The 11,395-nt window shown below is 68.4% G+C and carries 10 protein-coding genes; 7 read left to right on the forward strand and 3 right to left on the reverse strand.

Translation table 11 applies throughout. The features are described from left to right. Positions 1-9 precede the first annotated feature (9 nt). The 3 genes from ACFOWZ_RS27135 to ACFOWZ_RS27145 form a co-directional block, all read right to left on the reverse strand. The gene (locus ACFOWZ_RS27135) at positions 10-1,182 is read right to left on the reverse strand and encodes an alginate lyase family protein (protein ID WP_382376717.1); all 1,173 of its coding nucleotides are present in this window, start codon (positions 1,180-1,182) and stop codon (positions 10-12) included. 179 nt (positions 1,183-1,361) lie between these two features. Then, entirely contained in the window at positions 1,362-2,822 is a 1,461-nt protein-coding gene (locus tag ACFOWZ_RS27140) for a DUF1996 domain-containing protein (protein WP_382376718.1), read from the reverse strand. A gap of 90 nt (positions 2,823-2,912) precedes the next feature. Continuing rightward, positions 2,913-3,803, reverse strand: a complete 891-nt coding sequence (locus ACFOWZ_RS27145) for a DUF4142 domain-containing protein (protein WP_382376719.1) — start codon at positions 3,801-3,803, stop codon at positions 2,913-2,915. 139 nt (positions 3,804-3,942) lie between these two features. On the opposite strand from ACFOWZ_RS27145, the gene ACFOWZ_RS27150 reads away from it, so the two are divergent. From ACFOWZ_RS27150 to ACFOWZ_RS27180, 7 genes are all read left to right on the forward strand, one after another. Next, positions 3,943-4,704: an SGNH/GDSL hydrolase family protein gene (locus ACFOWZ_RS27150; protein ID WP_382376720.1), complete on the forward strand. Its 762-nt coding sequence runs from the start codon at positions 3,943-3,945 to the stop codon at positions 4,702-4,704. 171 nt (positions 4,705-4,875) lie between these two features. Further along, positions 4,876-6,270: an ABC transporter substrate-binding protein gene (locus ACFOWZ_RS27155; protein ID WP_382376721.1), complete on the forward strand. Its 1,395-nt coding sequence runs from the start codon at positions 4,876-4,878 to the stop codon at positions 6,268-6,270. Next, positions 6,267-8,084 carry a branched-chain amino acid ABC transporter permease gene (locus tag ACFOWZ_RS27160; protein WP_030468828.1) on the forward strand — a complete coding sequence of 606 codons (1,818 nt, stop codon included), beginning with the start codon at positions 6,267-6,269 and terminating at the stop codon, positions 8,082-8,084. The genes ACFOWZ_RS27155 and ACFOWZ_RS27160 overlap by 4 nt, the downstream gene beginning before the upstream one ends. After that, positions 8,081-8,773 carry an ABC transporter ATP-binding protein gene (locus tag ACFOWZ_RS27165; RefSeq protein ID WP_382376722.1) on the forward strand — a complete coding sequence of 231 codons (693 nt, stop codon included), beginning with the start codon at positions 8,081-8,083 and terminating at the stop codon, positions 8,771-8,773. The genes ACFOWZ_RS27160 and ACFOWZ_RS27165 overlap by 4 nt, the downstream gene beginning before the upstream one ends. Continuing rightward, complete coding sequence (locus ACFOWZ_RS27170) at positions 8,770-9,423, forward strand: ABC transporter ATP-binding protein (RefSeq protein ID WP_382376723.1); 654 nt, start codon at positions 8,770-8,772, stop codon at positions 9,421-9,423. Before ACFOWZ_RS27165 ends, ACFOWZ_RS27170 begins: the two co-directional genes overlap by 4 nt. Continuing rightward, positions 9,420-10,670: a choice-of-anchor P family protein gene (locus ACFOWZ_RS27175; protein WP_382376724.1), complete on the forward strand. Its 1,251-nt coding sequence runs from the start codon at positions 9,420-9,422 to the stop codon at positions 10,668-10,670. The genes ACFOWZ_RS27170 and ACFOWZ_RS27175 overlap by 4 nt, the downstream gene beginning before the upstream one ends. Continuing rightward, positions 10,667-10,975 carry a hypothetical protein gene (locus ACFOWZ_RS27180; RefSeq protein WP_382376725.1) on the forward strand — a complete coding sequence of 103 codons (309 nt, stop codon included), beginning with the start codon at positions 10,667-10,669 and terminating at the stop codon, positions 10,973-10,975. The genes ACFOWZ_RS27175 and ACFOWZ_RS27180 overlap by 4 nt, the downstream gene beginning before the upstream one ends. Positions 10,976-11,395 lie beyond the last annotated feature (420 nt).

Below are 11,395 nucleotides of genomic sequence, written 5' to 3' on the forward strand. Positions count from 1 at the left end.
TAGTCGTTACTAGGCGGGATTCGCTGCGTGGGTCAGCGTCTCCCAGGCCACGAACAGGTTGTTCGTCCCCTGTGGACGCTGTGCCTCGGTGTAGCGCTGGGTGTTCGCCATCGCGATGCCCAGCCGGGTGTTCAGCGCGTTGAACGACACCTCCGACGTCGGCCCGAGGCTCTGGCTGTACGACCCGCCGCACAGCCACGACGGCACCGGCTCACCGTTCTGGTACTTGGTGTGCAGCCCCCACGCGTGCCGCATGCGGTCCTTGATCTCACCCCAGATGTCCTGGCCCTGGTGCCGCGCGGTCTCGGCGAGGTGCGCGGCCGCGGCGAGCCCGTAGCCGGTGTGCGTGAAGTCGCGGCAGGTCTCCTGGGAGAGCCCGTCGACGAACGTGGACTGGCCCTGCCAGTAGGAGATGATCTCCGAGCGGGTGTCGATGCCGCTGCCCGGCGGCGTCTTCGGCAGGGATCCGTCGGTGGTCAGGTAGACGTAGGCGGGCATGCGGGTGCGGAAGATGCCGATGGCCTTGTCGTAGGCGGCGCGGTCCTCCAGGAACACCGAGATGCCGATCGACGCCTCCATCATGCTGAGCTCCCAGTTGCCGTTGGTGTTCGCACGGCCGTTCTGGATCTCGGGCAGGTAGACGTTGCGGAGCATGGTGCCGAACCTGGCGCTGTTGGGCCAGTTCCCGTGGACGTGCTTGATGATCTCGGCGGCCCGCGGCCAGCTGCTCGCCGACCAGGCGGTCTGCAGCGGGGCGTTCGAGTTGGTGTGGTCCTGGATGGTGGCGGACCACGCGTCCATGATCTGGATCGCCTTGGCCGCGTACCTGTTGTCGCGCGTCACGTACCAGGCGAGCGAGAGGGTGTAGGCCGCGATGGCGTCTTCACGCTCGTCGGTGCAGCCGTAGTTCGGGTTGGAGTAGGGACCGCACTCGACGACCGCGCGCGGCCTCGGCGTGCGGTTCAGGTCGGCGTACTTCGACGCCATCATGCGGTCGTAGGCGAGTTTCCACGGCTGGGCGCCGGCCTGGACCTTGGTGCGCATGAAGTCCAGCTGCGGACGGGAGACGAGGACGCCGGGGTGGACGAACGTCGCCGGCGCCGCCGAGGCGGGGGAGCCGGTGACCGGTACTAGCAACGATGCCAGCAGTGCGATCAGCACCGCGCAGGAACGGGTGACCATGCGCCCAGTGTTAGTGGTCTAAACCTTTGCGGTCAATCGTCCCGGGACGATGTTCATGGTGGTGAACGGTTCCTGGTTGTGAACAGCCAGTTCTGCGGCTGCGGACATCCCCTGCGGGACAACGAAAATCCCCCGGTGCGCGGGAGGTGCACCGGGGGATTCTCGCTGTCAGAACTGCGTCACTCCTTGCACTTCTTGCCGGTGTTCACGCAGTTGACCAGTCGGTTCATGATCTGCTGCGACATCACGTTCGCGAAGTCGTCGTGGTCGGTGAGCGGGTTGTGCTCCTCCTCCGGGAAGGAGTCGACCGCGTACCGGCCCTGCTGCTGGATTTCCCTGGGGATGTTGTAGGTCAGGGAGATCCGCAGCTGCGGAACGGCCTTGAAGCCGTTCTTGCACTTGCCGTTCTGGTCCGGGAACACGATGTGGTCGCGGTGGTTGGCCGAGTCGATGTTCTTGCCGTCCCAGCAGCTCGGGAAGTCGTGGATGCGCTTGACCTTCGAGCCCTGCGGGCAGATCGGGTACTTGTTGAGCAGCACCTTGTCCTCGAAGCCGGTGCACGTCCACGAGTCACGGGCGTTCTTCGGGCCGTTCTGACCGGCCTTCGCGTCGCCGTAGAGGACCCGCAGGAACTTCGGCATCGCGACGACCTTGCCGACGGGGGAACCGCGGAACGTCAGGTCGACGACCTCGGGGCGCTGGATCTCGCCTTCGTTGCCCTCGAGCTCGTTGTTCGCGTTCTCTTCCTTGTTGTTCTGGTTCTTCTTGTTCTCGGTGCCTTCGGCCTGGGCCTCGTCGTTGTTCTCGGCGCCGTTGTCCGCCTTGGAGGCCTGACCGGCTTCCTTGACCGTGCAGGCGGCGGCCGGGTTCAGGTCAGGAGCCTGCTTGCCCTGGCGGCTGAAGGCCAGCATCATCCGGTTGAGGATGGCGGCGCGCTTCTCCCGCGTCGGGCCGACGATGATGTTGTTGACGTCCTGCGCCTTGACCTGCTCGAGCCGCTTCTCGGCCTCGTCGGTCACCTTCTCGATGTTCGCGAGTTCCTTGTCGATCTCCGCCTGGGCGGCGTTCGGCACGTCCTCGGGCAGCAGGGAGGCGACGTCGGGGCACTCGAGGCGGGCCGCGGCCTTGTCGGCCTTGTCCTTGTCCTGCTGCGCCTTGTCGTCCTTCTTCGGCGGCTGCTGCTGCTCGGCCTCTTCGCCCTCCTCGCCGTCGTTGATGCGCACGACGGGCCAGAAGTACGCGGACTTGTCACCGTTCTTGCAGGTCGTGCCGGCCTTCTGCAGCGACTTGTTGTTGGAGTCCGCGTTCGTGGACAGGTTGCCGACGTAGTCGTGCAGGTGCTGGGCACCGTTGCGGACACCGGGCTGCGCGATGAAGTTGTCCGGGTTGAAGTGCTGGTTCTCGTTGCGGCCGCAGTCGACGGTGAACGTACCCTTGGTGGCGCCTTGCTGCTCTTTTGGTTTCTTTACGTTCGGCTTCACCTTCGTGATGTCGACGAACTGGGATTTGTCCGCCCCGTCGGCGAGTGCGGCGCCATCAGAAGAACTGATGGCCACCACCGTCGCGCCACCAGCGACCACGGCCATCGCCGCTGCTGCGGCGGTCAGCCAGATCGTGGATTTCCTACGGTGAAAAGCCATTTGCCACCTCGTGTAGTCCGATAAAACGGCATGGTGAAGCTGACGGCGGTTAGGGCCGTGTTGTTCGGGTTGAACTTCGGTGTGCGGTTTTTAGTACGAGCGAGAACCCCGCCGTGATTTCTTCTTCGTTCGGGAGATCATTCTCATTCCGACCAGTGCGAGGGCGAGCACCGCGATCGCGCCGAAGAAGACACCGTTGTTCTCACCGAACACGCCTTGCTCGGCGGTGCGGGTGAACTTGGTGCCCTCCGGCACGGTCGGGACCACGCCGTCGGTCGGGTTCGTCGAAGCTTCCGCTTCCGCGTTGTCCCCGGTCGGTTCCGGTTCCCCGGCGGCAGCCGTGGGCGGTGCGAGCGGCTGCGGGGACTCCAGCCCCGCGAAGTCCACGCGGCCGGTGTCTTCCAGCACCTTCATGTGGTCGAAGACGGTGATCATCGCCTGCGTGGAGAGGATGCGGACGAGCTCGTTCTTGGTTCCCGCCCGGACCTGCGCGGCGTAGGCGTAGACCTTGCCGTGCGCCGCGCGCAGCCGGTTGGCGAAAACGACGTCGAAGTCCTCGCCGTTCGCCGCGTCCATCTCGGCGAGCCAGCCCTTCTGCTCTTCGGAGGCCTCCGTGGGCAACGTGTGGCCGAGCAGGACGCCCGCCCGGTTCACGACGTTGTCCAGCAGCGTGTGCCCCTCGATGAGGTGCTTGCAGGCTTCCTGGATCTTGGGCTGGTCCGCCCGCTTGGCCTTGCCCTTCTCGCCTGCGGGCTTCTCCCACAACCCGGCCTGCTTGACCCGGTTCATGAAGTCCCGGTCAGCAGGTCCGAGCGGTCCCCACTGCGTCTGCACGACCTCGTCTCCCGTCCCGCCACTGCCGGGCGGCGGGGTGGAGATGGGTGTGGAAGGCGTCGTGGAGGGCTGACCGATCGCGCTCCCGGTGTTGAGCAGCACGGCCAGCGCACAGCCGGCCAGCGCGACCAGCAGTCGCGTCGGCATCGCCAAGTCCATGGGGAGTCGCACGAACTGGAGTACGGCCAGGAATGGGTGTGCGCCTCAGTTCGAGACCCCGGCGTTATCGAACCGTTATCGAACCCCGCGCAACCCCGGCTCGAAAGCACGACCTAAGGTCGTGAGCATGAGCAAGCGTTTTGTGGCGTTGGGGGACTCGTTCACCGAAGGAGTGGGTGACGACGACGCCGGCCGTCCGAACGGCGTGCGCGGGTGGGCCGACCGCGTCGCGGACGTGCTGGGTGCGGCCGACGCGGAGTTCACCTACGCCAACCTGGCGGTGCGCGGCCGGTTGCTGCCGCAGGTGCTCGGCGAGCAGTTGGACCGCGCTCTCGCGATGAAGCCCGATCTCGTCTCCCTCTACGCGGGCGGGAACGACCTCATGCGGCCGAAGGTCGACATCGACGCGTTGATGCGCCGGTACCGCGCGGCGGTGGCGCGTCTGGTCACCGCGGGCGCGCGGGTGATCCTCTTCACCGGTGTCGACGGCGCGGACGACCCCGTGTTCCGCAAGATGCGCGGACGCGTGGCCATCTACAACGAGCACGTGCGGTCCATCGCCGCGGAACACTCGTGCGTTCTGGTGGACATGTGGGCGATGCGTCAGCTCCGCGACCGCCGCATGTGGTCGCCCGACCGCCTGCACCTCAACTCCCTCGGGCACACCGAGGTCGCCATCTCGGTTCTCGACGGCCTGGGCGTGGCCCACTCGCTGGAGCGCACGGTCCTCGGTGTCGCCCCGCTCGTCGACCGGAAGGTTCGCCGGGCGGAGGACCTCAGGTGGGCGCGCGAGCACGTCGTGCCGTGGGTGATGCGTCGCCTGCGCGGTGAGTCCTCTGGCGACGTGATCAGGCCGCGCCGGCCGGAGCTGCTGCCGCCTTCCTGGTAGAACGTGTTCCTTGGACCAAGGTGGTCTAACGAGGAAACACCGGCTCGGTGACGGTATTTCACGCGATTCTTTGCAGATAGAACGTGTTCTAGAAATCGTGTGGGCCGGATGGGTGAAACCGCAGGTGGGCGGCCCGGGCTGAATTGATGCAGTGGCCTAGCGTTCGTCCGCATGCGCCGCCAGACCGCACTGATCGTGTTGATGGTCTGCGCGTTGATCGCGGGCTGTGGAAGCAGGCTCACCGACGAGCAACGCGCAGCCCTCGTCGTGCCCGGAGGCGGGACGGCGGGCACTCAGGAGGGCACGGCGCCGGGCGAGGAAGGCACGGTGCCCGACGGCACCGCGGGCCAGCCGGGCGCGAACAACCCGCAGCAGCCGAACCAGCAGCCGAACCCGCCCGGCAGCATCGCGGGCGGGTGCCAGGGCACCGGTGGCGCCACGGACAAGGGCGTCACCGCGGGCGAGATCACGATCGCCAACATCTCCGACATCAGCGGCCCGGTGCCCGGCCTCTTCCAGGCGGCGCAGCAGGGCACGAAGGCGTTCGTCGAGTACTTCAACGCCACCCAGGGCGCGATCTGCGGCCGCAAGCTGAAGCTCGTCTCGTTCGACTCGCGCACCGACAGCGGCGGCGACCAGCAGGCCACCTCGCAGGCGTGTGAACAGGCGTTCGCGATGGTCGGCTCGATGTCCGGCTTCGACCAGGGCGGTGGCCCGGCCGCCGCCGCGTGCGGCATCCCGGACCTGCGCGCCTCGACGGTGACCACCCAGCGGCAGCGCACGCCGGTGAGCTTCGGCGTCGCGTCCAACGTGGTGAACCTGGTGTCGTCCGCGTATCCCGACCTGATCAAGTCGAGCTTCCCGGGCGCGGCCGGCGCCGCGTCGTTCCTGTACCTGAACGTCGACGCGAGCTCGCAGAACGCACGCAGTATGCAAAAAGCCGCCGAGCAACGCGGATTGAAGTTCGTATACACCCAGGCGATCGACATCGCCGACGTCAACTACGCGCCGTACGTCGCGAAGCTCAAGGAGACGGGCGCGAAGATCGTGTACTGGATGGGATCTGCACAATACGCGGTCCGGTTGCAGCAGGCGATGCGGCAGCAGGGGTACACGCCGGAAGCGTTCATCACGGACCCGTCGGCGTACGACGCGCAGTACGTGCGGCAGGGCGGCGCGGCGGTCGACGGCACCGTCGTCTACACGAACGGTGGCTTGTTCGAGGAGAACAACCCGCAGGTCGCGCTCTACAAGCAGTGGCTGGGGCGGGTGGCGCCGGGCGCGTCGCCCTCCTACTTCGGAATGTTCGCGTGGGCGGCGGCGCGGTTGTTCGTACAGCTCGCCGCGAAGATCGGCCCGCAGCTGACGCGCAAGGCGATGCTGGACCAGGTCCGCGGGGTGCACGACTTCACGGCGGAGGGGATGGTCGCGCCGCAGGACGTCGGGGGGAAGCGGACGTCGGCGTGCATGTCGCTGGTGCGGTTGAAGGGCGGGGCGTGGTCGCGGCTGGCGCCGGCGTCCGGGTACTCGTGCGGGGCGTTGATCGACACGGGGGTGGGCGGATGACCGCGCTGCTCGCCTACACCATCTTCGGCCTCGTCACGGGCGGCGCGTACGCCGTCGTCGCCGGTGGGCTCGTCCTCACCTACAGCACCTCCAAGGTGTTCAACGTCGGCCACGGCGCGATCGGCATGGTCATGGCCTTCCTCTACTGGGAGCTCGCCGAGAACCGCGGCCTGCCGCAGTGGCTCGCGCTGCTGATCGTGGTCGGCGGCTGCGCGCCGTTGTTCGGGCTGGTGATCGAGCGGTTCGTGATGCGCAGGCTCGCGGGGGCGCCGGTCGGCATCACGCTCGTCGCGGGTGTGGGGGTGCTGGTCGGGTTGATCGGTGCCGCCCAGGTGATCTGGCCGCCGCAGGCCCGGCCGGTGCGGCCGTTCCTCGACCAGCTCGGCGTGCACATCGGGCAGTCGTTCGTCAGCGGGCACGACCTGGTGACGCTGGCGTGCGCGGTGCTCGTCGCCGGTGGGCTGTACGTGCTGTTGAACCGGACGCGGACCGGCCTTGCGATGCGGGCCTGCGTGGACGCGCCGGAGCTGGCCTCGCTGTACGGGACGCGGCCGCACCGGTTGTCGGCGTTGAGCTGGGCCATCGGGTCGGCGTTGGCCGCGTTGGGCGGGATTCTGCTGACTCCGGTCGTGCAGCTCGACTACGTGACGATGACGTTGCTCGTGATCACCGCCTACACCGCGGCGCTGGTCGGGCGGTTGCGGAGTCTGCCGTTGACGTTCGTGGGTGCGCTCGGTCTGGGACTGGTGCAGTCCTACGCGGTGGCGTACCTGCCGTCGTCGCCGTTCTGGATCTCGTTCCGGGCGGCGATTCCGGCGCTGCTGCTGTTCGTGGTGCTGCTCGCGATGCCGCAGTCGCCGTTGCGGATCGGTGGCGTGCGCGGGTCGCGCGGGGTGGCGGTGCCGACAGGGCTCACCGCCGGGGTCGGCGCGGGGTTGTTCCTGGGTGTGGTCGTGGCGCTGGCGTTGCTGGTGGACTCGGTGGTGGCCGGTCAGCTCGCGCTCGCGCTGGTGTTCGGGATCGTGCTGCTGTCGATGGTGCTGCTCACCGGGTACGGCGGGGTGGTGTCGCTCGGGCAGTTCACGTTCGTCGGCGTGGGCGCGGTGACGGTGGCGCGGCTCGGGTCCACCTCGCCGCTCACGTTGCTGGCCGGGGCGGCGGTCGCGGCCGCCATCGGGGCGTTGATCGCGTTGACGGCGTTGCGGGTGAGCGGGCTGTACCTGGCGCTGGCGACGCTCGGGTTCGCGCAGCTCATGGACAAGCTGGTGCTCCAGTCGCCGATCGCGTTCGGGGTGCGGGGCAGCCTTCAGGTGCCGAAGCTGGTCGAGTCCGCGACGGCCCAGCTGCTGCTGGCCGCGGGGGTGTTCGCGCTGGTCGGCATGGGAGTGCTCGCCGTCAGGCGCGGGCGGCTCGGGCGCAAGATGATCGCGGTCAAGGACAGTTCGGCTGCCTGCGCGACGCTCGGCATGAACGTGCGCTGGATCCGGGTCGGCGTGTTCGCGTTGTCGGCGGCGATCGCGGGGCTCGCGGGCGGGTTGTTCGCGCAGCTGCGGGAAACCGTTGCGGCCAGCGACTTCCAGCTGTTCAACAACCTGCCGTTGCTGCTGTTCGCGGTGATCGCCGGCGTCACGTCGGTGTCCGGCGCGGCGCTCGGCGGGCTGCTGCTGATGCTGCTTCCCGTGCTGCAGAGCGGTTTCCCGGCGTTCGCGGGCGCGGCGGTCGTGCTGCTCGGTGTCGCGGCGGCCGGGCTCGCCCGTGATCCCAACGGCCTGGTCAGCTGGTTCTTCCGGGCCTGGTCCTGGCGGCGCGCATGAGCACGTTGCGGGTGGAGGGCGTGACGGTCCGCTTCGGCGAGGTGACCGCAGTGAACGACGTGTCCCTCGTGGTCTCACCGGGCGTCACCGGGCTGATCGGTCCCAACGGTGCGGGCAAGACGACGCTGTTCGACGTGATCAGCGGGTTGCGCAGGCCGTCGGCGGGCCGGGTGCTGCTCGACGACTCGGACATCACCGCCAAGGGGCCGCACCAGCGCTCGAGGCTGGGGGTGGCGCGGACGTTCCAGCGGCTGGAGGTGTTCGGGTCGCTGACGGTGTGGGAGAACGTCGTGGTGGCGCTGGAAAGCCGCCGCAGGTCGCCGCGGCTGGCCTCGAAGCTGCTGGAACGGGTCGGGATCGCGGAGTTCTCCGACAACCAGGCCGACACCGTGCCGACGGGCGCCGCGCGGCTGCTCGAACTCGCTCGTGCGCTGGCCACGGAGCCGCGGCTGCTGCTGCTCGACGAGCCGTCGTCGGGGCTCGACCGCGCGGAGACCGACGCGTTCGGCGAGCTGTTGCAGGAGCTCAGCGCTGAGGGGCGTTCGGTCGTGCTGGTCGAGCACGACATGGATCTCGTGATGGGCTACTGCGATCGCGTGCACGTGCTGAACCTGGGCCGCCTGCTGACCTCCGGCACGCCTGCCGAGATCCGTGAGCACGAGGGAGTCCGGGAGGCGTATCTCGGATGATCGACCTGATGGACCTCCACGCCGGCTACGGCCGCATCGAGGTGCTGCGCGGGGTTTCGCTTTCCGTGCCGCGCGGCACCGTCACGGCGTTGCTGGGCCCGAACGGCGCGGGCAAGTCGACCTTGGTGAAGGTCCTCAGTGGACAGTCGCGGGCCACCTCCGGCCACGTGCACCTCGGTGGCGTGCACGTCAACGACGCCGCGCCCGACGAGCTGGCCCGCGCCGGCCTGTGCACGGTTCCGGAGGGGCGGGCGATCTTCCCGAACCTCACCGTCGCGGAGAACCTGCGGTTGATGCGCGGTGATCCGGCGGTGGTCTACGAGCGGTTCCCGAAGCTGAAGGCACGTCACCGCCAGCTCGCGGGCTCGATGTCGGGCGGAGAGCAGCAGATGCTCGCGTTCTCCCGCGCGCTGATCACCGACCCGGCCGTGCTGGTTATCGACGAGCTGTCGATGGGCCTCGCGCCGGTGATCGTCGCCGAGCTGTACGAGGTCGTGGCGGAGCTGGCGTCGTCCGGCGTGACGATGCTGATCGTCGAGCAGTTCGCCGAGACCGCCTCCGCCGTGGCCGACCAGGTCGTGGTGATGAAGCACGGTGAGATCTCTGAGGATTCCGACCTCGCCACCGTCTACTTCGGAGGGACATCGTGAGGTACGCACTGGTACTGCTGCTGCTTCTGCTGTCCCCGGCACCGGCCAGGGCCGCGGACATCGGCGGCTTCACGCTGTCCGCCCACGCGGCGCCCGTGTCCGTGCTGCTGCACACCGATCTTCTCCCGGTGCCCGCGGAACCCCAGGGCGAGGCGCACCTCTCGTACACGCAGACCGAACTGGGCTCCGGCCCGATCGGCCGGTCGCTGGCGAGCTCGCTCTGGCCGGGCGCGGCCGTGGGCACCGGGTTGCCTCAGCTGCTGGGCTTCGCCTACCCGGTGCAGGCCAACGCCTCGCACCCCGGCGGCCCCGCCGACGCGTCGCAACCGGGCATGAAGGCCGCCGCGGGCGCCTCGAAGGCCGAGTCCTACGCCGGAGCCAAGCAGGAAGTCCCGTTCCTGCTCACGACCGACGGTCTGTCGTCGACCAGCGTCAGTTCGGTGTCCGGCACCGAGGCGCGCTCGTCCGCCGTGACGTCCGCGCAGACGATCTCGTTGCTGGCAGGCGTGGTCGTGCTGTCGGGCGTCAAGTTCGAGTCCGTGGCCGTGAGCGACGGCAGCAAGGGCAGTGGCACGAGCACGTTCTCCGTCGCGGAGTTCACCGTGCTGGGCCAGAAGTTCCCGGTGAAGTCCCCGGCCGCCCCGCCCGACGGGTTGCTGAAAGTGTTGGAACCACTGGGAATCACGCTCACCTGGCCCACCTCCGCGACGAAGCTGGAGGGAACGGCCGCGACCTCGTCGAGCCGCGGCCTGACCCTGACCGTCGACGTCCTGGCGTTGCGCACCAAACTGGGCCTCGGCGGCATCCTCGACGGCGTGGTGGCACCACTGCTGCCCAAGGAACTCGTGCCGCTGCTGAATCCGTTGCGCAAGATGGTCGTGATCGTCGGCGACACGGAAGCCGTGGCCAACGCCTCCACCGCCGCCCCGCTGACCCCACCCGACACCCAGGTACCGCAAGCACCTCTGGTACCACCGCCCGCAGCAGGAGCACCACCGGTGTCGGCAGGCTCTCCACCACTCGCCGTAGCGCCACCCAAGTCCGTCACCCCGGTGGCCTCGGCCCGCGCGAAACCCCGCTCGCTGCTCGACTTCCCAGGCGTGCCGGCCCTCCTGGTCCTGGCCGGACTGGGCGTAGCAGCAGCCTCGGCGTTCGGCATGAAGTCGTTCGGCACGTTCCTGCTGGGCGGCGCTCCCTGCCCCTCCGGACACCCGACCGGTGTCCCCGACCTGCGGGTGAACCCATGACCATCCAGGACCGGCGCCGCGCACGAATGCGCAGCGGCCTAGGACTCGTCGGCACGATGCTGATGACGGCGGGAATCGCCGCGATCCTCTTCGCCTGGTGGGGCGTCGCGCACACCGGGTACGTGTGGGAGCAGATCCCGTACGTGGTCTCTGGCGGGATCCTCGGGGTCGGGCTGATCGGGGTCGGCGGGTTCCTCTACTTCGGATCGTGGCTGACGAAGCTGGTGGAGGAGCAGCGGCAGACCACGTACGCGTTGTTGCAGCTGCTGGAGGAGCGGGCTGCTGAGCGGGTCGACCAGCTGTAGCGCGTGACGTGACCGGGCGGGGTGTCGACACGGTGGCCCGCCTGTTTCGGTGTGCGCGGGGTTGGCTTGCGTTGGGGCGTGTGCGGGGTTGGCTTGCGTTGGGGCGTGTGCGGGTCGGTTTGGGGTAGTTCGGCGCGGGTTCCAGCGGGGTGGTCGCCTTTTGCTGGTTGTGTCGCCTTGTGTTGGTGGTCGCTTTGGGTCGTATGACGAGCTTTGGTTGCGTCATCGCCGCTTCGCGACGATTGCGATTGGGGCTTGACTTCGGGGCCCTTGCGAGGCGCTCATCGGCCTTAAAAAGCCGGGCATAAGGAGCCCGGCCGATCCAACCAGCATAGCACCTCGCACCCAAAGTCAAGCCCCATCGCAAGCGTGCGTGGTCCCGTTTGTTGGTCGGCTTCCGTCATTACCGCTTGCCTGCGT

The organism is Lentzea rhizosphaerae, assembly GCF_042649515.1.
GTDB lineage: Bacteria > Actinomycetota > Actinomycetes > Mycobacteriales > Pseudonocardiaceae > Lentzea > Lentzea aerocolonigenes.